The sequence below is a fragment of the Sessilibacter corallicola genome, from assembly GCF_021290925.1.
In the GTDB taxonomy this organism is placed as follows: domain Bacteria; phylum Pseudomonadota; class Gammaproteobacteria; order Pseudomonadales; family Cellvibrionaceae; genus Sessilibacter; species Sessilibacter corallicola.
On record NZ_JAJSLX010000005.1, the window covers coordinates 251,716 to 276,109 of the forward strand.

A 24,394-nucleotide genomic window follows, 5' to 3' on the forward strand; every position below is an offset into this window, starting at 1 on the left:
TGGGCTCGGTAGTGTAATGAGTTTCTTGTGTCTAGAAAACCTTTACCACTACTCTCGTCAATGTACGCCCTAATTATTACTAAAATCAACCAGATTTTTCGGATCTATTACCGTAAAAGCCAAACCGCAGCGGCAACTAAAATAAGCGCTAAACTGGTTTTTGGTAAATTTTGAATCCATGTCCAAAAGCCGGGCCAAGCTGTTACGGCCGCTAATATTAATACGCCGGCGGCGATTTGTTTTCGCCTCACAACTGTATTAGGTTTTGCTGCTACGGCTTTGGTAGCTTGTTTAATTTCTGGCGTTAATTTTGTTAATTCTTGGAGCTGTTCCAAATTATTAAAAATTAGATGCGGAATCTCTGGGAATTTTTCCATCCATTCAGGACCGTAGCGACGCAGCTCTGTTAGCAGCGCTTTTGGATGAAATCTATTTTTTATCCAGCGTTCCATATAAGGATGTGCCGTGCTCCATAAATCCAATTCTGGATACAACTGTCTGCCCAAGCCTTCAATGTTAAGTAATGTTTTTTGCAACAAAACTAACTGTGGTTGAACTTCCATATTAAATCGTCGAGCGGTCTGGAATAGACTAATCAGTACATGACCGAAGGAAATTTCACTGAGCGGTTTTTCAAAAATGGGTTCGCACACACTGCGTATGGCCGCTTCTAATTCGCCGATAGAAGTATCTTCAGGAACCCAACCGCTGAACACGTGTAATTCTGCGACTAAGCGATAATCGCGACGGAACATCGCTAATATATTTCTTGCCAAATAATATTGATCTTCTCGGCTCAACGAGCCCACTACAGCCATATCAATCGCGATATATTTTGGGTTGTGTGGGTTTTCTGTAGAGACGAAAATATTTCCCGGATGCATGTCTGCGTGGAAAAAGTTGTGTTCAAAAACCTGTTTGAAAAAGATTTCGACGCCTCTTTCGGCAAGGCATTTCATATTGGTTTTTTGAGCGTTAAGGGCATCTACATGCGTAACCGGAATGCCAAAAATGCGCTCCATGACCATCACATCGCGACGGCAATAATCCCAGTGAACTTCCGGAACATAGAGCATTTCTGAGCCTTGGAAGTTGCGGCGTAATTGGCTGGCGTTAGCCGCTTCGCGCAATAAATCCAATTCGTCAAAAATGGTGTGGCGATATTCTTCGACAACATCGCGCATGTGCAAACGTCGACCGTCGGCACTCAGGCTTTCGGCAAGAAAAGCGACCAGGCGCAACAGTGCGATGTCTTTTTCAATGACCGGTTCAAGTCCGGGTCGAACCGCCTTAACGACCACTTGTTTGCCATTGTGCAGCGTTGCAGTGTGCACCTGCGCAACCGATGCAGATGCCAACGGTTCGCGATCAAACTGTTTAAACAGAGAATCGATTGGCGCTTCTAATGAGGCTTCTACCAAGGCGACAAAATCTTCACTTGGGAAAGGGGTAACGTTGTCTTGGAGCTTATCCAAGTGGTTCATTAAATCCGGCGGAATAAGATCCGGCCGTGTCGACAGCAGTTGGCCGAATTTTACGAACACAGGTCCCATGTGTTCAAAGAAAAGTCGCAACCGTTCGCCTCGGGGAGCGTCGGGAGTGGGGAGCCAAGTAATGGGGATGAACAGCCAGCGAATCGTCCAGGGCAGGCGGCGCACGGCGATAAAGGTATCCAGACGGAATTTGTAAGCAGCGTAGAGAATCTGCAGAAGACGAACCAGCGCGAGCACGAACCTTCCTTAACTTATTACATTGATTAATCTTTCGAGGCTTGCTCGTTGAGACGGTGTTGCAACTTTTCCAATCGGGCTTGGGCGCGATCCATAGCCAAACGCAGCGTCTGATTTTGATCGCAAAAGTCTTTAAATACGGCGCGGTTTGGCACTAATTTAAGTTCTTCAACACAATACTCCACCAATTGTTGGCGGATATTGAATTGGCGTTGGCTGTGCCATTGGTGAGCGCTGCGCACGTGTTCGGCAACTTGGTGACCAAACACATCGCCGAGGTACTGGTTAAAGAAGTCTTCCCAATCGATGTCGAGCCCGCGAATTAGGCCTTGCCATTGTTCAACCAATCCCACACTGCCGCGCATTTCTACATCGGTGCCAGAGAGGTTGGTGCTGCCACTGAGAAGAACACCCAGCAGCGCAAAGGCTGAGCCTTTGATTTCGGTAGCGGGTGATTCGTGATAACTCAGCAATTGCACTTGCTGGTCTCTCGCAGTCAAACAGTACTCGACTCTGGGTGCGGTAATCACCACTTTGAGCGCTCGGCCTTCCAATTGTTCTAGGCGAGCCCGTGTGATCGGGTCGTACACCAGCGCCTGATTGATCAGTGACTGTGCCGCCGCCAGAAGCGTACCGAGAGTGGTTGGCCCTAAACCAGAAGGGTTCATCAGGGTTTTAAACCTTTGTGCAAGGCGACCACACCAGAGGTCATATTGTGGTATTCACAATCGGAGAAGCCTGCATCTTCAAGCATAGACAGCAAGGTTTCTTGGTCTGGGTGCATACGGATACTCTCAGCCAAATAGCGGTAGCTGTCAGCGTCGTTAGTAATAACCTTGCCCATAAATGGCAAAATCTTGAAGGAATACTGGTCGTACATTTTTTCCATAACCGGATTGGTAGGCTTGGAAAACTCAAGAACTAACAATCGACCGCCTGGTTTTAACACGCGAAACATCGAGCGCAGGGCTAAATCCTTGTCGGTAACGTTTCGCAGTCCGAAAGCAATGGTGATGCAATCGAACGTGTTGTCAGGGAATGGCAGGTATTGCGCGTCGGCTTGGCAGTACTCGATATTGCCGGCAACGCCTCGGTCGGTGAGTCGATCGCGGCCAACAGACAGCATTGAGTCATTGATATCAGCCAAGACTACCAATCCCTCTGGGCCAACAATACGAGAGAATTGATAACTGAGATCGCCAGTTCCGCCTGCGATATCCAATATTTTCTGCTTGGGTCTTGCCGCCGACATTTCGATGGTGAAGCGTTTCCAAATGCGGTGAACGCCACCTGACATTAAATCGTTCATGATGTCGTACTTGGCAGCGACGGAGTGAAACACATCGGCAACGCGACGAGCCTTGTCGGTGGTTTTAACTTTTTCGAACCCAAAGTGCGTAGTATCGTCGCTCATAATTCATCCCAACAGAGTAAACTGGCTGCCATTGTACGTCAGCCTTGATTGGATTTCAGGTTTTGTTTAGTGCGGTGAATCAAGCTTGTTCAATTTGTTGTGCAAGCCCCTGGCAGGGTTACGTAAGATATTATGCTAAGGTGTCTAACGTACGTTAGGTAGACGGATATTCCTTGTATCGGATACAATCGAATTACTTGAGTGAGCAACAATCATATGAATCGTGATTGATGACCAGATAACCAAAAGTCTTTGAGAATTGAGAGGCAAGGAGAGTCATTATGACTAATGCAGTAAAGGTGGTAGTCCTGTGGTTTAAATCGTTATTGTTGCTGTTTAGCGCGGTCAGCTACGCAGACAGCAATGCGACGGCATCTGAATTGTCGAAAGAAGCCACTGCGGAAAAGGCAGTTTGGTTAGACGTTCGATCGTTTGATGAGTACAAATCCGGTCACGTTGACGGTGCGCTCAATATTCCTCACACACGCATCGAAGACAATATTCTAGAGGCGGTTCCCGATAAATCAGCGCCGGTTTTTCTCTACTGTCGTTCCGGCCATCGATCCGGCATTGCGTTGAAGAAAATGAAAAAATTGGGATACACCAACGTTGTTAACGTTGGCGGACTTAACGATGCCCGAAAAATTGTTAATAAAGAAAAAGCACAATAATTACCTTTCTTAAAATCAGCCCAACACTTTTAAGTACATTTAAGTGTTGGGTCTAGGTGTTGGGTTGGATTTCAGTTCACACTTAATTAATATTTTCACAACAAAACCCTGTCGTTAATTTTCTCGTTTTTTCCTGTCTTAATAATCAACGTTTTTTATTCCTAAATTGAATTTTAGAAATGTGCGGTATTTCTTTTCGTGAATTATCGAATTAGTTAGGATGGTTAATTAGAAGCTCCTATAGCATCGTTGAAATGCTTGTTATCTCCAATCGAACTTAAAAATCGAATCTTCGATTCAAAGAAATTTTAGAATGTCTATTATTTCCGGTAGTAGAAAGGCTGTTTGTCTTTATACACTGGTATTTCAGTAATTCGAATTGATTTTTCAGGTTATTCAGAGGCTTCTATACTTACCATTCTTTGTAAGGGAATTGAAAAGCAATGTCGGCAAAAATTATTATTTTGGCAGTATTCTCTTCACTTTTATTACTGACTGCCTGTGGCGGAACGACGCAACCGCCGGAACCCATCATTACACTCTCTGACGATGATATTCGTAATACCAACAATTACGAAGAATTGTTGGGGCTTTTAAAAACGGCCAATATTCGCTTGGCGGATAAAAATGTGTCTGACTACGCCGATGATTTTGCCAGAAAATCAATTTTAGAAGATAAGTTGGTTGAGCTGGCCATTGCTAATATAGAGTCTCAATTTACTAACGCGCGTGAAGTAAACGGCGTATTGGGCTTAGCGACGATTGAATCCATTGATAACAGTTTAATTGGCGAATCAGAATTACCGACGGGCAAATGGCAGCGTGTTAAAGATCGTATTGCGTTGGAAAAACGTCGAACTCGACAATACGTCGAAGAACAATCGCTTACGATTGCCGATGATTTTTCTAACGAAGAACGACTGAATTATCTCGATGAATTTTACCGCTTGACGGGAGATTCAACTTGGCTGCAACAAAAAAATGAATTTATCGATCAACTCATTACTAATATACGGGTTGCGAAAAATCAGGGCGTTTACACCGAAGCACTGCAAGCAGATTTGGCTTTGTTGCGACAAACACGCGGTGACGATTTGGGATTAATGAATGAATTGACCGCTTACGATGCCAAAGTTTATGAGCACCAATTTTTAACAGAATTGGGTAATGGTGATCCTGACGCTGCCTATCAAATTTTTGTCAAAATGACTCAAGCCAACAATTTTGAGCAAATCCGCGCAGAACTTGAAGGAACCAGTCAGACCATGGCGGATTATTTTATTGCCAAAGCCGATGAAGCAATGACGTCTGATCTGCAACTTGCAAAAGCTTATCGCTGGTATCAACAAGGTCTTGATGTCTACCAACACATGGGGTTAGGGCAGCCGAGCCAAGAGCAGTTTAATACGATTATTTCTGAATTTAATCGCCGTTTTGAGGGCCGTAAAGAAAACGGTGACTTGGAAGCCGCGCTAGCCTATTTGTTGATGATTGGTGAATTTGATAAAACTCACGCCTTGTATCGAAGCCAGTTGAATCCGCTGAAAGATCAAATTCAACAACGTGCCGTTAAGAAAGTAACCACTACCGATTTTTCAAATTCCGCGCAACGTCACGATTACGGCAGCGTGCTTTCCTCGTTTATTACTCAGCATTTATTTGAAAGTATTCCCAACGATGTTCGTATTGTCGAGCGACAACAATACGAAGCTATTTTAAGAGAGCGTGAACTCGGTGGCCAAGCGCCGGATTTGTCGGCGGTGGACTATTTTATTACCGGCAGTGTTTTGGAATCTAAAGTCGACACTACTGAGGTGCAAGGCAAAAAAACCTTAAGAGTGATTGTTGGTCGTGAAAGTATTCCCAATCCCGCTTATGTCACTTGGCTAAAACTGGATTCGAAAGAGCGCAAAAAGGTCGATAAGCCGTCGGAGACAATCAGTGTTGATCGCCATGAAAATGTATCCATCGGTATTACAGAACACCGTAAGCTCGGAATCGTGTCGGTGAGTTATCGTTTGGTAGAGGCCGACAGTGGCAGAATTGTATTCCCAGATTCTATCTCCAAAGAAGAAGAGCATAAAGACAATAGCACCGAAGGTGTGGAGATGGGGGAATTTATTTTACCCTTCAAATTGGCACAATTACCGTCGGACGTAGAAATTCTGGATACCTTGGCAAAATCAATTTCTCTGGATGTTGGAGAAAATCTTGTTGGTCTATTAAAAGATCAAGAGAAAAAATATTTGGCTCAAGCCGATGTATTCGCCGGTGATCGAAACTGTCCCGCGCAAATCACAGCGTTGGCGCGCGCCTCTGCCATTCAAGAATTAAAAGGCATGGAAAACAGCGAAACCAATCAAACGCTGCGTGACGTGACGGTGTCGTGTTATCAGTAGATGACACTAACAAATAAAATTAATTAATAGGCGATTAGTTAGTCTGAATAACGTTTCAGTTGATCCAGTGCGATTGAGTTCGCTGGGTCTAACTGCAAAATTTTCTGATATTTTTCGCGAGCATTATTTCCGGCCGGGTTATTAATTCGGCCCTCTTTAATGTCGAGTTCTGCACTTTGCAGTAATCCCTTAATTTGCAGTTGTAAAAATAAGGTTTCGGAGTTGGGCTTTAGAGCTTCCGATAAAGCAGTGGTTTGCGCGGTTAACTCTGCCGATACGCTTTTGTCTAAGTAGGCGTTTGCCTCATTAATCAATTGCTCAATATCGTTGATTTTTTCTGGCGTCGGTGAATGCTGAGCGGCGTCGATTCGCTCGGCGAGCATATATTGAATGCGAGAAGTAATGTCGGAGTTATTTGGATCTATTTTTAGCACCGATAAATATTCACTCCAGGCGTTTTGATTATTCGGCTCGAACAACTGCCCTTGGTTGGCGTAGTCTTCCGCTTGGCGAATAAACTTATCGATAATTGCCTTGGTGCTTTCTTGCTGATTTTCTGGTGTATCGGCTTTTGTCTCAGCCGTTTTGGTGTCTATTAATGTTGCGTCGCTTGTTGTTTGCTGTGTTGGTTGGTCTTTTGTTTGAGTGACCAAAAACGTTAATGCCACGGCTAAAACAGCAACCGACGGAATAATCAGCTTTATTGGGTATTTTGTTACTAAAGATTGATGATCATCATTGGTATTTGCGGCAGAAAATTTGGATGACGTTGTTGGTTGAGAGCGGCTGGCGTTAGCCTGTGACCGGTTAACAATAACGGTTGCGTCTTCGGAAATATCCGACTTTTTTAGCCCGCGAATCTCGTGCAATAAATCCTGTGCGGCCACGCCGTTTTGAATTCTGTCTTCCGAATTTTTGGCCAGTAAACCGTTAATTAATGGCTGATATTTAGCAAGGTCGGCAGAAAGCTCTGGAATAGGGTCGTTTAAATGTTTGTAAGCCACCTCGACCATGGTGGAACCAGAGTAAGGTACCTTTCCCGTCAGCATTTGAAATAACACAATTCCTAAACTGTACAAATCCGATGTTGGATTAACGGCAATGCCACGAATTTGCTCCGGGCTCATATATTTAGGCGTGCCCATGATGGTTCCGGTTTGGGTCAGATCCATCGCCGAATCTGCGTCTTTGGCGATACCAAAGTCCGTGAGTACCGCAGCGCCGTCATCGCGGAACATTATGTTGTCAGGTTTAACGTCTCGGTGGACGATGTTCTTGTCGTGAGAATAGGTGAGTGCCGACAGTATTTGCGAAAAAATTGTGATGGATTCCTGAACCGACAGATACGAAGTTTCCATTGCTTCGCTTAAATTGCCTTTCGATAAAAACTCCATCGCCACGTAAAACCATTGTTTATATTCGCCTACGTCGTACACCTGAACAATGTGGCTGTGATTGAGTTTGGCGACAATCAAGGATTCCTGGACAAAACGCTCACTGAATTGCTCGTCTTCGCCCAAGTCTTGGCGAAGAATTTTTAGCGCGACATTTCGTCGAAAAGTGTGTTGATTAGCACGGTAAACCGACGCCATACCGCCGGAACCAATTTTTTCTAAAATATCGTAACCCGGTAAATCAAAATCAGTGATTATCATGAATGATTCCAGTTTTTCCTGAGTGCGCGTTATATTGAGTAAATCAAAGCATTCGCCGATTGGAAAGGAATAAATTGGCTATTCAAAAAGGTGTTTTAAAATCTGTGTTTTCGGTTTTTATTCGTGTTTAATCTTGGCTTCGTTTGAGAGAGTGCCATTTGATGATATTCGCCCAGCAGGTACAATTCACGCATTAAAAATACAACCGTAAAGACGGTGAGCGGGACTCTAATTCGTCCAGTTAGCTATCTCTCTCCCCGTGTTAGCTCGTAATAATGATAAGGTTTGGGAAAGTTATGTTGAAATACCAGATTGTTCCTGTCACTCACTACCAACAAAATTGCAGTTTGGTGTGGTGCAGCGATACCAATGCCGCCGCTGTGATTGATCCCGGTGGCGACATTGACTCGATCTTGTCTGCTGCAAAAGCTAACCAAGTTAACATTCAGCACATCTGGCTCACCCACGGGCATTTAGATCACGTCGGTGGAGCCTTGGCGTTATCGAAAGAGTTACAATTAGACATCATTGGGCCGCACAAAGGCGATCAATTTTGGCTCGCTGGAATTCCACAACAATGTGCCATGATGGGCTTTCCTGCGCATAAAGCGTTTGAGCCAAACCGGTGGTTAAACGAAGGCGATACCTTGTCGTTGGGTAAGTTGAGTTTTCAGGTATTGCACTGCCCTGGCCACACACCAGGGCACTTGGTGTTCTTCGAAGCCGATTCGAAACTGGCCTTTGTCGGAGATGTATTGTTTGCAGGCTCGGTGGGCCGCACGGATTTCCCTCAGGGCAACAGCCAGCAATTGGTTGAGTCCATTCGCGGAAAACTCTGGCCATTGGGCGATGACGTACAATTTGTGCCTGGGCATGGTCCTATGTCGAATTTTGGTCACGAGCGCAAAACGAACCCGTTTGTTTCGGATTCTCGGTTTGGATAAAGCAAAGCAATTTGAGCTTGGTTTAGGCCCAGACCCTCGTCTTCCGTTTGAATTTGAGCTTAAGCGCTCAGCCAGGCGCAAAACTCTAGAAGTGAGAGTTGCCAGTGGCAATGTTAGCGTGAGAGCACCGCAGTATGTGAGTACGGCGGAGATTAAAAAATTCTTGTCTGAGCGTTCAGCGTGGGTGCAACAAAAGCTTGCGGAGCAGCAAACCCGTCTTGCCGATGTGCCTGTGCGAACCTTCGATGAAGGCTCACCTTGGCCGTTGATGGACAGCACTCTGTCACTGCGCATCGACATAGGTTCCTGTGGTCGTTGCAAAGCGATTGATGACACCCTGTGTGTGCAGTTAAATCAGCAAAAACTGATTAATACCGATCCCAAAGAATTGATCAGAGAACAACTTGAAGGTTGGTATCGAGCGCAAGCTCAAGCGATACTTTTACAAAAATCTCAGGTGTTTGCCGATAACATCAATAAAGCGTTTCAAGAAGTTCGCGTTCGGAAAACAAAAACGCGTTGGGGGCACTGCACCAGCAAAGGGGTTTTGCAATACAATTGGTTGATCTTGCTGGCACCAGAGGCGGTGGTTGACTACTTGGTTGCACACGAAGTCAGTCATTTGAAACATTTTAATCACAGTCGACAATTTTGGCAGCAGGTGGAACAGCTGTGCCCCGATTATCTTCAACACCGAAAATGGCTGAAAAATTACGGTTTTAGTCTTTGGTTTTAAACAAAATTCTTTTTTATCGCGTGATCTTCGGTAATACTTTCGCGACAAAATCGATCCAATGACAATAAGGCGAGCTTTCACATGACTACTTCACCACTGGGGACTAACCTCGAAGAAAACTATGATCGATTTATTCTCGAAGCTTTATCTCAAGGCTGTGTTTGGGGGTTGAGTAATGGCGACGGTTGGGCGCTTTGCCCGTCGGAAGCTTTCGATGGTCGTGATGTGATGCCGTTTTGGTCGCAACCAGAATTTGCGCAGACGTTGTGTATGGAAGAGTGGTCAGATTACGAAGTAGTCGCTGTCAGTACCGAAGAGTTTCTCGACGATTGGTTGCCGGGCTTGCACGACGACCAAATATTAGTCGGTGTGAATTGGAATCAAGAGCTTGAAGGCGAAGAAGAAGAGCCTTTGGATTTACTTGAAGATTTTGATTCGGAGTTGAGTTAGAGATTATTCAGCGAGCGTTAGTAAACTCAAAAACCTGTCGCTGAATTAGCCAGTGCTGAATTGTATTATTCGAACAAATACTCTCTTTCCTAAATAATACTCTCTTCCCTAAATATTAGAAAACTCCGATAAATTACTAAATTCATCGGAGTTTATCGCCAGTCATTACACGTTCGTTAGAAAATAGTCGTAACTCTTATTAGAGATCCCTTAACTAAAACGTTAGTGCTTCTTTTACCGAAGCGATGGCCGCGTCTTTACTCGTGCCTTTGTGGCGAATGTAGGTAATATTCTTTTCTTCATCAATAACGAACAAGCCCGGTGTGCCTACAACTCCGTAACGTTGCGCTACGGTATCGGCTTGCAGCAGCAATTTCATGCCGTAATCTTTGCGAGACATAAAGCCTCGTGGATCGCCGTCATCCCAAACATTAAGCGCGTAAAACTTTACGTCTTGCTCTGCAAATTCTTTTCTCAAAGCTTCTAAATCGGGCATTAACTCGTGACAGAATGGACACCACGTAGCCCAAAACAACATCACTACTTTTTTACCTTCGGAATCATCGTACAGAGAAATGCGTTTCCCCTCGGCAGTCGATAAAATCCAGTCCGGCGCTTTTTCTCCAGTTTGTGGCGGCATGGCCGCAAACGCTGAGGTTGCGAGGAATATCCAAAAAACGGTAATGAGTGCACGCATGATTTAAAAGTCCTGCTGATATTTTCAATGCGGAACTTCGACAAAGGTTCAAATTGATGGTTCCGCGAAGGTCATTTTGTTAAACAATTGCGATAAATTACCTAACGCTATAATAAACACCCTGGTTTCGGTGCAAACAGTCATTATAAAACGCGTTTATGATAAGACTTTTAATCTTGAAAAAACTTTGTATCACAAATTAAAAAGCTGCTAATTAATAAGACGTATCAGAAAAGTGTTCCGCACTTTTGTTCTTGATGACAAACAAATCCGTTTTGGATTAGACATCGCCGAAGTAAACCTTGCTTTATCTTCCACAGATTTTATCTTCCGCCAAAAGGCTTGTTCTAAAAAGGGTTCGTCCTAAAAATAGGCTCGTTCTAAAATCCAGGCGGCGAGCAGGCGCTGATCACCGTGCAAGGTTCGCGCCCCGTATTTTTAAACTGATGAGGCTGCGTACTTTTAAAGTAATAGGCGTCACCCACGGTTAATACTTTTTTCTGATCGCCAACGGTGACCTCAAGTTGACCGCTCAGTATGATTCCGCATTCTTCCCCATCATGGGTAATAGGGTGTTTACCGGTGGTTGCCCCCGGTTGGTAGCACTCGCTCAACATCTGAATGGTTTTATTGACCAAATGATTGCCCACTTGTCGGTAGGACACGTCGTCTTTACCAATTTCAACGAGTTCGCTGGCTTTAAAAAATACTTGTTCGGTAAATTCAAAATTATCGGAAAAAAAGTCACTCAGGCTCATGGGAATACCGTCGAGCACTTTTTTTAACATGCTCACCGTTGGGTTTAAGTTGCCCGATTCGATTTGAGAAATAGTGGCGTTAGCAACACCGGAGGCTTTCGCCAACTGGCGCTGGGATAACCCCATGGTGGTTCTGACTTCGCGTAAGCGCTTGCCTGTATCTTGATCCATATTTGTGCCTCAAGTGTTTAGTTTACTAAACGATTTTATTTAATTTTCCTTAAAAATCAATAGATTATAAAGTGTGGCTAACTGGTTGTTTAACATCAATAAACAGTCCTAGAATGCCAATCACACAGGCGTTTGAGTAATCACAAAATATTGAAGGGGGAATCACGGTGGGAAGCACAGCAGAAAGCTTATGTCAGAATGATCCAAACGAAACCGCATTGAGCCAGCGACAGCTGGATGCTTTTTGGATGCCGTTTACCTCCAATCGTGATTTTAAACAGCAGCCGCGAGTTATCGTTGGTGCCAAAGGTCATTTTTATAAATCCGCTGATGGTCGCCAGGTTTATGATCTATTTTCGGGACTCTGGTCCTCGGGTATCGGTCACGGTCACCCCAAAATTGTTGAAGCGATTGCCAAGCAGGCCTCTGAACTCGATTACTGCATGAGCTTTCAGCTGGGCAATGACAAAGCGTTTCTTTTGGCCGATCGGCTTGCCGGGTTAGCGCCTGAGGGAATGGATCATGTGTTCTTCACCAATTCTGGATCCGAAGCAGTGGATACCGCCTTAAAAATTGCGTTGGCTTACCATCAGGCAAATGGAGATTTTTCCCGAGTGGGATTAGTGGGACGCGAGCGCGGATACCACGGAGCCAACTTTGGCGGAATTTCAGTCGGCGGAATTATGCCTAACCGTCAGTTGTATCAAGGTAACCTCTTGCCGCGTGTGTACCACTTACCGACCACCTACGATCGCGAGCATCAAGCCTTTACCGACGGGCAACCGCAATGGGGCAGTCATCTGGTTGAAGAGTTGGAAAAGATCTGTCGAGTTAACGGCAGTCACAATATTGCCGCTGTCATTGTTGAGCCCGCCGCCGGTTCTACCGGAATTTTGCCGCCACCGATTGGCTATTTAGAGCGATTGCGAGAAATCTGCACTAAGCACGGTATTCTTCTTATTTTTGATGAAGTCATCACCGGATTGGGGCGTGTTGGCGACAGCTTTGCTGCCCAACGCATGCAGGTTATTCCAGACATCATCACCACCGCAAAAAGCCTCACTAACAGTATGGTGCCCATGGGTGCTGCTATCGTAAATAAAAAAATCTACCAGACAATTGTTGACGACAGCCGAAGCGATAATCGCAATGTAGAGTTTTTCCACGGTTACACTTATTCCGGCCATCCCATTGCCGCAGCAGCGGGTTTAGCAACCCTGGATATTTTTGAACAAGAAGGAACCTTTGAAACTGCCAGAGAACTAGAAACCTTATTTGCTGAATTACTCCACAGTTTTGATGATCATCCGAAAGTAATTGATGTGCGAAATTTCGGATTGATGGGTGCCATTGAATTGGAAACGCGAGACAACCAATTAGGCGCGCGTGGATTAGAAACCCATAAGCGTTGTTTCTGGGAACAAAATGTCGTACTCAGAAACAGCTCCGATATTTTGCAGTTCTCGCCGTTTTTAAATGCCAAGCCAGAAGATCTAGAGCGATCCTTTTCGGCCATTAAAAAAGTATTGGATACAATCGAGTAACTCAATATTGCTAAATAGAAATATTAATGCTTTAAAAAATGAGGCGGTTAAAAAACCATCCCATTAATAAAGTGTTAATATTTTTTGTTATGAGTAAAGTGTTCGTCAACTCAGTTTAAATTTCTTCTATTCTTATCCATCCTGCTCATAAGCATAATAGAGAAAACCAAGCATCAATTTCCCAGCTCTGCCATTATCGGTGATTTAAAGATTTATCGTGTTATAGCGGTCATACCCATTGGAATACCCTTGCGATTAATTACGTGTATACTCTTGATCAATAACAACCAAAATCAGTCAGAGTTTTTCAGTTAATACTTTCGTGTTAATTGGCATTTTGTGCATGTAAGATAACTTGGGAGAAATAATGTCCAGTGTGTTATTTTCAGAAAACTTATTACCGTTCTATGACATTGTATTGTCGTTACCTACCGTGTTTTTCACGTTTTTATTGTTGGTTTCGATCGTACTGTGGACACTGACACTCATCGGTATTATCGGTTTAGACAGCATAGAAATTGATATAGCACCAACCGACGGTTCATCGGCTGAATCTTCCATGGGACAAGTACTTGGTGGTTTATTGGGCAAGCTAGGTCTGGCTGGCGTTCCCATTACCATTACCGTTTCTTTGGCTTCCTTGATTGGCTGGCTTATTTCTTACTACCTTTCTTATTATCTACTGAGCTTACTCCCCGTTGGCTTGGTTAAAACTCTGGTCAGTTTGCCCGTATTGGTGTTGTTATTAGTCATCTCACTGGTTATATCGTCAATTGTACTGAATCCATTTAAAAAGTTTTTTGTACAAGCGGAGCAAAAAACCTTAAACAAAGTGATCGGGCAAACTGCGGTAGTGAGAACTTCCCGAGTCGATTCGCACTATGGAGAAGCGCTGTTAGATGATTCTGGAGCAGGATTAATTTTAAAGGTACGTTGCTTCGACGAGCAAAAAATAAATCTTGGTGATAAAGTCGTTATCTTAGATTATTTAGAGCAAGAAAACGCCTACCACGTAATATTAGAATCGGAATTTAATCGTTAAATTTATTTCTTAACACCGATATAACTCATTCATTTCTTGATACTGGGAAGGGAGAATTCCTATGGCTGACGTCAGTCAATTTTTGCCAATTTTAATCGCCGTTGCTGGTGTCGTCGGCTTAGTTGTCGTAACCGCAATATTTTTCCAAGCGTTTTATTACAAGGTCGAACAAGGCACAGCGATGATTGTTAATGACATGTCGCCTAGCCCGAAAGTCCATTTTACCGGAGCATTTGTATACCCCATTATCTATAAAAAAGAATTAATGAGAATCTCGTTAATTACTTTAGAAGTCGATCGTCGTGGAAAAGACGGATTGATTTGTGCGGATAACATGCGTGCGGATATCACCGTTGCTTTTTACCTGCGAGTTAACGAAACAACTGAAGACGTGTTAAAGGTCGCTAAATCTATAGGCGCAAATCGAGCATCTGACCGTGAAGCGGTTAATACGTTGTTTAACGCCAAGTTTTCAGAAGCGTTAAAAACCGTTGGTAAGCAAATTGAGTTTGTTAAATTATTTGAAAACCGCCAGGGATTCCGCGAGAAAATCATCGAAGTTATCGGCAATGACTTGAACGGTTATGTGTTAGAAGATGTTGCGATTGATTACTTAGAGCAAACCCCAAAAGCTTCGCTTGATCCTAACAATATTTTGGATTCCGAAGGTATTAAAAAGATTACCGAATTAACGGCGGAACAAAACGTACGCACCAACATTCTTGAGCGCGACGAAGAGCTGGCTATTAAGAAGAAAAACGTTGAAACCACCGAAGCCATGCTAGAACTTGAGCGCCAGCAAGCCGATGCCGAGGCTAAGCAAGAGCGTGAAGTTGCCACCATTAAAGCGCGCGAAGAAGCAGAGACGAAAAAGGTTCAAGAAGAAGAGCGCTTAAAAGCGGAAACCGCAAAAATTAAAGTGGATCAAGATTTATCAGTACAAAACGAAAACTTACAGCGCGAAGTGGAAGTGGCTGAACAAAACCGCCAGCGCGCCGTAGCCATTGAAATCGAAAAAGTGAATCGTGCGCGTGACCTAGAAATTGTTGCCCGTGAGCGCGAAGTCGATATTCAAAAAATTGAAGCGGAAAAAGCGGTTGAAATCGAGAAGAAAGAAATCGCTAACGTTATTCGTGAACGTGTAGTTGTTGATAAAACTGTTGCTGTGGAAGAAGAACGAATCAACGAAGTTCGCGAAGTATCACAAGCCGAGCGTGAAAAACAAATCCGAGTGCTTGACGCCGAAGCAAAAGCAGAAGAAGAAAAAATTCGCCGAATCAAAGCCGCTGAAGCTGAGGAGCAATCGGCAAAACACAAAGCAGAAGAAATAAAAGTTGTTGCCGAAGCAAAACTAGAAGCCTCAGCAAAAGATGCCGATGCCAAAATTAAACTTGCCGAAGGTATTAAAGCAGAGCAAGCTGCGACCGGCCTAGCAGCGGCAGAAGTGAAACAAGCACAAGCGCTCGCAGATGAAAAAATCGGTATCGCCGAAGCCAACGTTATTAAAGCCAAAGGTGACGCTCAAGCCGATGCACTCAGAGGTACCGGAATGGCTGAAGCCGAAGTCATCACTGCCAAGGGTGAAGCGCAAGCGAAAGCGGATAAAGAAATTGGCCTATCGAATGCAGATGTAACTCGTGAAATGGTGAAAGCAGAAGCAGAAGGGCTTGTCGAGAAATTCGATGCCATGAATACAATGAGTGATGAGGCACGCAAACACGAAGAGTATCGCATGGGCTTAGAAACTGCACTGAAAGAAGCCTTAGCTTCAATTGATGCTGGTAAAGACATTGCTAAAGAAAACGCAGAAGTACTTTCTACTGCACTACAAAAAGCCAAAATTGACATTGTTGGTGGCGAAGATCACTTCTTTAATAACTTCGCCAAGTCTCTTTCTATCGGAAAAGCCATTGATGGTTTAGCCGATAAGAGCGGTGTTATTTCTACCTTGATTGATCGTGTTGTTCAGGGTAAACCGTTGATCGACGTTGATAAGAAACCAACCTCGGAAGAAAAATAAGTTCCAGGTTGCCGTTCGATCATAAGCATCGTTCACTGTCTCAGTAAGCAACTTCATTACACGTTAGCATTAATGGAGTTGCTTATGTCTTCAATCCGTTTTTACGGATGTTCCTGAATAACCCAAAGACTGTTTGCCACCAACCGTAACAAGGAATTTCATTATGGCCGACCACGGTGATACTCGCCCCGTCGACGACAACAGCGTTGATCAAGCTGTAGCAGAAGGCGGTGCTTACGACATTATTCGTCGAAGATTGAGTGATCAGGCGAAAACGCTCAATGAGTTAACCCTGGCGCTAAATCAGGCGCGCACCGACGAATTTGGTGCCTCAGATATGTCGGTCATTGGCCGAGTGCGAGTACGAACGGAAAACAACTGCACAGCCCGTGATATTGTCCAAGTCGGTCAGCATTTACTCTTTGGTTACAACGTATTTATCGGTCTCAAAAAAGAAACCGAAATCAACGATGTTTTTGCGTTATTCAGTGTTCATAAAAATAACGATCAATTCGACATTGTAGAAAATAAAATAGAGGGCAGCTTTTTAACCGACCCAGCGTTTGTTAACGATTTTCACGAGTTGTATCGTTACTACAAAAATACCAAGTTAATTCAATTGCGCATTCACAATGGAAAACTGCTGGCGGGATTCCAAATTGGTGAGCGCATTGAAGATGTGCGTGTTTTCCGCTGGTTATTGGCTGCGGATGGTTCGGTAAAAGAATACATTGATAATCGCGGTGAACGAGACCTACAACTGCCGTCGCGTTACGACTTTGAATGGGTTGCTACTACCCGAGACGATACGGTGCAAGGTCGTCATCCTCATATCAATGTATTGAATACCTTATTTTTAGAAACCATCAATGGCACCCTCACCATCAAGGTTGAAAACAATACCGAATCGGGTTTGGGTATTTATGAAGAAAGCGTCGAAGAAAAATCCCAATCCCTCAATGATGCCGAAATTCACTATGCAGAAGTAGGCGATTTAATCTTATTGGATATTCTTCCGTATCGAGAACAACAGCATCGGTATTTTGTGTTTAATCGTCTTACCGAGCAGGTGCTGCGGTTAGACGCTATTGGTCAATCCTGTGTGCAATTACCAGAAGATCACGGCTTGATATTTCCTGGCGGATATTATCTTCGATCCGGCGAACATAAAACCTTTGATCAGCCCACGGACGATTTTCAATTTAAACGTTCGATTCGCTCGCCCAACGGTGAAGACATGTTGTATGTCTTTTACGAGCCGGAGGAAGGCATTGTTGGCTTGCTGTCGTACAATTTAATCGACAAAAAAATTCAAAACCCGATTTTTGGTCACGGCTACGCCTTAGCCGATGATGGCCAAGTCGTAATTTTCTCTGCAGAAAAAGAACCCACCCGCGTGCATCCCATGCAAATTTGGAATACACCATTTGTCAGTGACGAATTTGCCAGTGCCGAAAATACCAGCCAAACCGAGCTGGGTAAAATTGGCAATGCCGAATTGGTTCGCGGCGTATCTGATTTGTACAGCATTGGCCGATTGATTGCGAATCAGCAGGCGTCAACCAAAGTCTATGAAGAGATCAAGAAAGCTTCGTTAAAATTATTCGATGACTACTATTGGATGACGGAGCTTGCCAATGGTGATATCGAAGAACTGTTGAAGCAAATTGCTCAAACGGCGGAATTGGTTCTCGACGAATTCGAAAAAGTACAAAGTATTCGTGAACAATCCACTAAGGCTATGGTGGATTTGCAAGAACAGCAGCGCCAACTGGTTGTGAACGCAAGTCCAGAAAGTTGGAGAAAAGCACAAGAATACGTTGATTGTTTGCAATCGATTCGAAAGCAACGGGGCAAATTAATTTCAGTTAAAGAACTGCGTTACATTGATTTAAACGCCGTCGATAATTTGTCTGTTGAACTGGACCAAATAGAAGAGACAATTAATCACAAAACGGTCGAGTTTTTATCGACTCAAAAAGCCTTTGACCCTTACAAAGAATTGATTGAGGAATTCAAGAAAGAAACCGAAAAAGCCAACACGGTTAATCTGCTCAATCCCATTGTAGAAAAAGTCGAAAACACCGCCAGCGGTTTGGATTTGTTGTCGGAACTGATGGCGACGCTGAAAATTGACGACGCTACGGTGCGAACCGAGATCATCGACAATATTTCTCAAATTTACGCACTGCTTAATCAATGCAAGGCCAGCGCTCGCAATAAAAGTAAGAACCTCGGTTCAGAAGAGGCAAAGGCTCAGTTCTCCGCGCAGTTTAAACTCTTTTCGCAAAGTATTTCGAATGCCCTCGGTTTGGCAGATTCGCCCGAAAAGTGCGACGAAAACCTCTCACGGGTTTTGGTGCAGCTGGAAGAAATAGAGAGCCAATTTGGCGAATTCGATGAGTTTCTAACGGATATTCTCTCGAAGCGAGAAGAAGTCTACGAATCTTTCGAATCGCAAAAACAACAATTGCTGCAAGAGCGGCAACGTCGTGCTCAATCGCTGGCAGACGCAGCAACACGAATGCTGAGTAACATCGAAAAACGCTCGATGAAATTCACCGAGGTCGATGAATTAAATACCTATTTTGCCTCCGATGCGCTCAATCTTAAAATTCGTGAAATTAGCGAACAATTGCGAGAAATGGATGAGTCGGTAAAATCGGACGATATCGACTCAAAATACAAATCCATTAAAGAGCAAGCCGTAAGAGGGCTGCGAGATAAATCCGACATCTACGAAGATGGCGGCAGTGTGATCAAGCTTGGGCCGCGTCATAAATTTTCAGTGAATACGCAAGAACTGGATTTGACCATTTTGCCGCGCGAAGACCAATTGTACTTCCATTTAACAGGAACAAATTATTACCAGCGTATCGATGACGAAGAGTTAATCAGCTTGCAAACGTTTTGGAGCATGTCGCTTGAGTCCGAAACTCCGCAATTGTATCGAGCCGAGTATCTAGCGTATTCCGTCATTCGTCATTATCAGCAATCGCCGGAATTATCCTTAGAGGCATTAATTGATCTCGCGAAGGAAGAGACAGCATTACTGCAAGTCGTAAAAGAGTATGGCAGTGCTCGATACCGAGAAGGTTACGAAAAAGGGATTCACGATGCCGATGCGGTTAGGTTATTAATTTCAATATTGCCGATGTTAACCTCGGCCGGGCATTTAAAATACGATCCGTTAGCGCGTGCTATCGCGCAAATATTCTGGGCAAATTTCAGCACAGATTCGAATACAAATATCAATGATAAAACGCAGAGTATAGGCACTTGGCAAGCACGTGCGGCCTCGGCCAAAATCATTGTTCAGCTCTTTAACGACGAGAGAGCAATTGACTCCTTAACTCACGATATCGTCGAGCAATTACGGGATTTTTATTCTGAGTTAGAAGAATTGAACAGCGAGGCTGCGTTAATCCGAGCGGCTAATTATTTAGTCGACGTATTAGCCAGTGATGAGCAAGCGTTTGTGTTGAGCAAACACGCCAAATATTTAGTGGACGAATTGAAACGCAAGCTCGATTCCAACACTTGGCAACAAATTAACGAGACTCTGAGTTCACTGCAAACGTCTCTGGTTTCGCAGTGGCAGTTTGCCAAAAATTGGTTGGTTGCGTTGGTTAGAAAACACCAGTTGGATCAATACGAACGCTATATTCCGGAAACCATCGCTTATTTAATCTCTGCCAATCAGATAACTATTATAGACTCCAACGTAGATACCGAATTAACGGTCGATCAACTGTTGGGTGAGCACGCGACTATTGTTGATCAGGCATTGAGTTTCTCCCTCGACGATTTCCTCAGTCGAAATCAACACCATGTTGATGAGGTTATTCCCAATTACACGCAATACTTAAAAGTCCGACAATCGGTTATTGACCGTGAACGCAAAAGTTTGCGTTTGCATGAATTTAAACCGCGGCCATTGAGTTCTTTTGTACGTAATAAGTTAATCAACGATGCTTACCTTCCGGTTATTGGTGATAATCTGGCGAAACAAATGGGCACTGTAGGTTCTGAAAAACGAACTGACCTTATGGGGCTGCTCATGATGATTTCACCTCCTGGTTACGGTAAAACCACATTGATGGAATACGTTGCCAGCCGCTTGGGATTGATTTTCATGAAAATTAATTGCCCATCGCTTGGACACTCCGTTATTTCCCTCGATCCCTCGCAAGCGGGTAACGCAACCGCAGGCCAAGAGTTAGAAAAACTGAATTTAGCCCTTGAGATGGGCAATAACGTGATGTTGTATTTGGATGATATACAACACACGCATCCAGAATTCCTGCAAAAATTTATTTCACTGTGTGATGGCACGCGTCGAATTGAGGGTGTGTGGAAAGGCAACACCAAAACCTACGACATGCGCGGCAAAAAATTCTGCGTAGTGATGGCGGGTAACCCGTATACCGAATCGGGTGAGGTTTTTAAAATTCCCGACATGCTTGCCAACCGAGCCGATATTTATAACCTGGGCGATATTCTCGGTGGTATGGATGAGCAGTTCGCTTTGAGTTACATCGAAAACTCGTTGACTTCAAATCCTGTATTAGCGCCGTTAGCGCTGCGATCCATGTCTGATATTTACAAGCTGATTGATATGGCGAAAGGCGTTAACATCGCAGCAAGCGAATTGGAACATCAATACAGCGGCGCTGAAATAAATGAAATTGTTGAAGTACTGAAAAAAATGCTGTTGGTGCAAAGTATTGTGCTGCGAGTGAATCAACAATACATTATTTCCGCAGCGCAAGACGACAAGTATCGAACCGAGCCGCCGTTTAAATTACAGGGCAGCTATCGCAACATGAACAAAATGACCGAGAAAATTTCATCGGTTATGAACAGCGATGAACTCGACCAAATGATTCGCGATCACTACATTGGTGAAGCGCAGTTGTTAACAACCGGTGCCGAAGCCAATCTACTGAAACTGAATGAGTTGCGGGGAACACTTGCCGATGATGATCAACAACGTTGGCAACAAATTAAAGCAGACTTCTTGCGCAATAAATCTTTGGGCGATGCCGACGGCGATACCGGTAATAAGGTGGTTGCCCAATTGTATGATCTGGTGAACATCATTGAATCGATCAAAGGTTTAATTGAAACCAAGCCCGAGAAGAGTAATGACGATTCTGTTAATCAACAACTTGCTCTGGTATTGAAAAAGCTCGCCAGCCAAAGTCAACCACAAAACCTGACACCGGAAGTGAATATTGTTAATGAACCGGTACCGGGTTTAAAAGCCGTGTTTGAGACTTTGGCGTCGACCATTGAAAACAGCTTAATGCCGTTAATGAAAAATATGGACAAAAAATTAGACATTGATTTGCGAACCCACGAGAAACTTTCTGACTTGGCCGATCAAGTCAGAAACTTAAAATTGCCGAGTGACTCGTAGGTTTATGAAGGGCGGCGATTGCTTCTGACAATCGCCGTGAGTGATTACCGCTTTTCGAGAACTAAGGTCATGCCTTTGCTAGCCACCACAGCCGCGTGAGAGCCTTCCGTGAGTTGGTCGGCGGATTCTACTTTCCATAATGTATCGCCAATTTGCACTCGTCCACGTCCGTCAATCAGCGGTTCTCTGATTTCAACGCTGGTACCAATTAGTTGTGAGGCGCGATCATTGATGAGTGAGTTATCGGATTTCTCATTAAATGAGCGAAAGTATTTCCAATACAACACAGAAAACCCCACAGAGTTGACGGCAAAAATAAGCAATTGAATTTGCCACGTCATGTTTCCAAATATCCACAACAAAATTGCTTGGCAAAATGCCGCAACGCCAATTCCCAGTAAGAAACCGCCAACACCTAGGGCTTCAATCGTAAAAACCAGGATACCAATAACCAGCCAAACCCAAGGTTGCAGTGTGAGCGTGTAGTTTTCCATAGATCTACCATTAATCGTTTTTGTTAAACGTTTTACTCGCGATTTCGCTGATACCAGCAATGGAGCCAATAACGCTGCTGGCCTCTAATGGAATCATCATTATTTTGTTGTTGTCCGATTCCGCGAGCTTACCGAGCGCATCCACGTATTTTTGAGCAACAAAGTAGTTGATTGCTTGCGGATCGCCGGTTTGTATCGCCTTAGACACCATGTGAGTGGCTTTTGCTTCGGCCTCGGCCAAACGCTCGCGGGCTTCGGCTTCTCGCTTCGCGGCTTCTAACTGACCTTCGGCTTTAAGAATTTCCGATTGCTTTTCGCCTTCAGCCACTTTGATCGCGGCTTCTCGTTCGCCTTCTGCTTCCAAAATACTGGCTCGTTTTTCACGTTCGGCTTTCATTTGTCTGGCCATAGCATCGACCAAATCCATCGGCGGAGAAATGTCTCGGATTTCAACGCGGGTTACTTTCACACCCCAAGGATCCGTTGCTTCGTCGATTTTTCGAAGCAAGGAATTATTGATCGAATCACGATTCGACAACATCTCATCCAACTCCATAGAGCCGAGAACCGCACGAATGTTGGTCATGACTAAATTCTGCATTGCACGCGGCAGGTCGTTGACTTCATAAGATGCTTTGACGGGATCTAATACCTGATAAAAACACACAGCGTCGGTGGTTACCTGGGCATTATCGCTGGAGATAACCGCCTGGGGTGGAACATCAAGCACCTGTTCCATCATATTTTGTTTGCGACCGATCTGATCGACAAAAGGTACGATTAGGTTTAAACCCGGTGCTAGGGTTTTGGTGTAGCGGCCAAAGCGTTCTACAGTCCAACCGTAACCCTGGGGAACCACTTTTATTCCTTGTAGAACTAAGATGATGGCACCGATGACAAGTACTAAGACGGTAATGCTGATACCTTCCATACATTTATCCTTATTTAATGTGTTATAAAAACCAAGTTTTAAATTTGCTCTTTGAATTTATGCTCTAATTGGTCAGTGTTCTGCAATAATGATCATCTCACGTGTGTTAGAAATTAAAAACGATTAACCATGAGTTTTAATAGTAATAAAAATTTCGGAGTGATATGAATTCTTTAACGTACGTTAATCTAGATCAAATACCCAATCAGGAATTAATATCACTGCTCAACAGCCAACGGGTTAGAAGGCACTTAGTCAGTCACGACCTTTTTGACGAAACCAGCATCAGCGCTTGGGTGGCTGACAAGTGCCGAGAAGACAGCAAGGCCAAATGTATTGTGCGCGCCATCAAGGTTGATCACGAATTTGCAGGTTGGTGCGCAATTCAACCGTTGGGCGACCAATACGAAATAGCGCTTGTGCTCGGTGAACACTATTGGGGTGTTGGGATAACAGTTTTTAAAGACATGGTAGCTTGGGGCATTGAGTTAGGTCACGAGACGCTCATTTTTAACTTGATGAGTTCGCGACCGAAATACAAATTTCTCAATGAAATTGCTACTAGCGTATCGGAATGCGAAATTATGAATCACGCATTTACTCAGTACGAAATTGAGTTGAGAAATATAAAAATATAGTATTTGGGAAATTGCTAAAAATAATAAAAAATTGTTGATAAAATCTAGAGAATAATTTTAGCTTTAGTCATTAAATAACACTGAGTAATGAGACCCTAATGACCGTAGAAAAATTGATTATCAGAGATGAAACCAGTGAGGATATTAGTGCCATCACTGAGGTGACGATTGCAGCGTTTGCCACACTGGAAATCAGCCGTCAAACAGAACATTTTATTGTTAATGCTCTGCGAACACGTCAAGTATTGGCGTTATCGCTGGTCGCAGAGTTGGACGGTCGGGTGGTTGGGCATATTGCATTTTCACCCGTCAGTATTTCCGACGGTAGCGAAAACTGGTATGGATTGGGGCCGGTTTCGGTATTACCGGAGTATCAACAACAAGGTATTGGTAAGGCGTTGATACAAGCAGGATTGGATCGATTAAAAGCGTTGAATGCTAAGGGATGTTGTTTGGTTGGCCATCCTGAGTATTACAAAAAAGTCGGATTTAAAAATGTATCCGGTTTTATTTTTGAAGGTGTTCCAGAGGCAGCATTTTTTGCCTTGTCTTTCGACGGGCAGTATCCGCAAGGTTGTGTGACCTTTCACGAAGCGTTTCAAGCAACCTGTTAGCTTTTAGCGTTAATCAGGATGACTTAAAAAAAGAGAAAATTAAATAAAAAGAGAGCCAATCACG

The 24,394-nt window shown here is 44.0% G+C and carries 19 protein-coding genes; 11 read left to right on the forward strand and 8 right to left on the reverse strand.

Annotated features, from left to right (window positions below; genetic code table 11):
• Positions 1 to 107: 107 nt before the first annotated feature.
• The 3 genes from ubiB to ubiE are packed head-to-tail and all read right to left on the reverse strand — an operon-like array spanning position 108 to position 3,144.
• Positions 108 to 1,730, reverse strand: a complete 1,623-nt coding sequence (ubiB, locus tag LU361_RS19630) for a ubiquinone biosynthesis regulatory protein kinase UbiB (protein WP_233090867.1) — start codon at positions 1,728 to 1,730, stop codon at positions 108 to 110.
• Positions 1,731 to 1,756: 26 nt separating this feature from the next.
• A complete protein-coding gene (locus LU361_RS19635) occupies positions 1,757 to 2,398 on the reverse strand; it encodes a ubiquinone biosynthesis accessory factor UbiJ (protein WP_233090868.1) in 642 nt (213 codons plus the stop codon).
• Positions 2,398 to 3,144 (reverse strand): bifunctional demethylmenaquinone methyltransferase/2-methoxy-6-polyprenyl-1,4-benzoquinol methylase UbiE, encoded by a 747-nt coding sequence (gene ubiE, locus LU361_RS19640; protein WP_233090869.1) that lies wholly within the window; start codon positions 3,142 to 3,144, stop codon positions 2,398 to 2,400. Before ubiE ends, LU361_RS19635 begins: the two co-directional genes overlap by 1 nt.
• Before the next feature lie 281 nt (positions 3,145 to 3,425).
• Between ubiE and LU361_RS19645 the strand changes: the two genes are divergently transcribed.
• Positions 3,426 to 3,815: a rhodanese-like domain-containing protein gene (locus LU361_RS19645; protein WP_233090870.1), complete on the forward strand. Its 390-nt coding sequence runs from the start codon at positions 3,426 to 3,428 to the stop codon at positions 3,813 to 3,815.
• A gap of 443 nt (positions 3,816 to 4,258) precedes the next feature.
• The gene (locus LU361_RS19650) at positions 4,259 to 6,214 is read left to right on the forward strand and encodes a CsgG/HfaB family protein (RefSeq protein WP_233090871.1); all 1,956 of its coding nucleotides are present in this window, start codon (positions 4,259 to 4,261) and stop codon (positions 6,212 to 6,214) included.
• 38 nt (positions 6,215 to 6,252) lie between these two features.
• On the opposite strand, the gene LU361_RS19655 is transcribed toward LU361_RS19650, so the two are convergent.
• Positions 6,253 to 7,869: a serine/threonine-protein kinase gene (locus LU361_RS19655; RefSeq protein WP_233090872.1), complete on the reverse strand. Its 1,617-nt coding sequence runs from the start codon at positions 7,867 to 7,869 to the stop codon at positions 6,253 to 6,255.
• Positions 7,870 to 8,165: 296 nt separating this feature from the next.
• Between LU361_RS19655 and LU361_RS19660 the strand changes: the two genes are divergently transcribed.
• The 3 genes from LU361_RS19660 to LU361_RS19670 all read left to right on the forward strand — a co-directional run bounded on the left by LU361_RS19660 (position 8,166) and on the right by LU361_RS19670 (position 9,999).
• Entirely contained in the window at positions 8,166 to 8,813 is a 648-nt protein-coding gene (locus LU361_RS19660) for an MBL fold metallo-hydrolase (protein ID WP_286206531.1), read from the forward strand.
• On the forward strand, positions 8,806 to 9,549 hold the full coding sequence (locus LU361_RS19665) for a M48 family metallopeptidase (RefSeq protein ID WP_233090873.1): 744 nt from the start codon (positions 8,806 to 8,808) through the stop codon (positions 9,547 to 9,549). Before LU361_RS19660 ends, LU361_RS19665 begins: the two co-directional genes overlap by 8 nt.
• Positions 9,550 to 9,630: 81 nt before the next feature.
• Positions 9,631 to 9,999 carry a DUF2750 domain-containing protein gene (locus tag LU361_RS19670; protein WP_233090874.1) on the forward strand — a complete coding sequence of 123 codons (369 nt, stop codon included), beginning with the start codon at positions 9,631 to 9,633 and terminating at the stop codon, positions 9,997 to 9,999.
• Between the two features lie 214 nt (positions 10,000 to 10,213).
• Here LU361_RS19670 and LU361_RS19675 read toward each other — a convergent pair whose 3' ends face one another.
• Together LU361_RS19675 and LU361_RS19680 are read right to left on the reverse strand one after the other, a co-directional pair.
• The gene (locus LU361_RS19675) at positions 10,214 to 10,696 is read right to left on the reverse strand and encodes a peroxiredoxin family protein (RefSeq protein ID WP_233090875.1); all 483 of its coding nucleotides are present in this window, start codon (positions 10,694 to 10,696) and stop codon (positions 10,214 to 10,216) included.
• Positions 10,697 to 11,076: 380 nt separating this feature from the next.
• Entirely contained in the window at positions 11,077 to 11,625 is a 549-nt protein-coding gene (locus tag LU361_RS19680) for a cupin domain-containing protein (RefSeq protein WP_233090876.1), read from the reverse strand.
• A gap of 167 nt (positions 11,626 to 11,792) precedes the next feature.
• Between LU361_RS19680 and aptA the strand changes: the two genes are divergently transcribed.
• From aptA to LU361_RS19700, 4 genes are all read left to right on the forward strand, one after another.
• Positions 11,793 to 13,169 carry an omega-aminotransferase AptA gene (gene aptA, locus LU361_RS19685; protein ID WP_233090877.1) on the forward strand — a complete coding sequence of 459 codons (1,377 nt, stop codon included), beginning with the start codon at positions 11,793 to 11,795 and terminating at the stop codon, positions 13,167 to 13,169.
• 367 nt (positions 13,170 to 13,536) lie between these two features.
• Positions 13,537 to 14,211 (forward strand): hypothetical protein, encoded by a 675-nt coding sequence (locus LU361_RS19690; protein WP_233090878.1) that lies wholly within the window; start codon positions 13,537 to 13,539, stop codon positions 14,209 to 14,211.
• 61 nt (positions 14,212 to 14,272) lie between these two features.
• Complete coding sequence (locus tag LU361_RS19695; protein ID WP_233090879.1) at positions 14,273 to 16,231, forward strand: flotillin family protein; 1,959 nt, start codon at positions 14,273 to 14,275, stop codon at positions 16,229 to 16,231.
• A 163-nt stretch (positions 16,232 to 16,394) separates the two neighbouring features.
• On the forward strand, positions 16,395 to 21,653 hold the full coding sequence (locus LU361_RS19700; RefSeq protein ID WP_233090880.1) for a DNA repair ATPase: 5,259 nt from the start codon (positions 16,395 to 16,397) through the stop codon (positions 21,651 to 21,653).
• 44 nt (positions 21,654 to 21,697) lie between these two features.
• On the opposite strand, the gene LU361_RS19705 is transcribed toward LU361_RS19700, so the two are convergent.
• Entirely contained in the window at positions 21,698 to 22,147 is a 450-nt protein-coding gene (locus tag LU361_RS19705) for an NfeD family protein (RefSeq protein WP_233090881.1), read from the reverse strand.
• 10 nt (positions 22,148 to 22,157) lie between these two features.
• Entirely contained in the window at positions 22,158 to 23,078 is a 921-nt protein-coding gene (locus LU361_RS19710) for an SPFH domain-containing protein (RefSeq protein WP_233090882.1), read from the reverse strand.
• A gap of 164 nt (positions 23,079 to 23,242) precedes the next feature.
• Between LU361_RS19710 and LU361_RS19715 the strand changes: the two genes are divergently transcribed.
• Entirely contained in the window at positions 23,243 to 23,716 is a 474-nt protein-coding gene (locus LU361_RS19715) for a GNAT family N-acetyltransferase (RefSeq protein WP_233090883.1), read from the forward strand.
• 98 nt (positions 23,717 to 23,814) lie between these two features.
• Positions 23,815 to 24,330, forward strand: coding sequence for a GNAT family N-acetyltransferase (locus LU361_RS19720; RefSeq protein ID WP_233090884.1), 516 nt, complete (start codon positions 23,815 to 23,817; stop codon positions 24,328 to 24,330).
• The last annotated feature ends 64 nt before the right edge of the window (positions 24,331 to 24,394 follow it).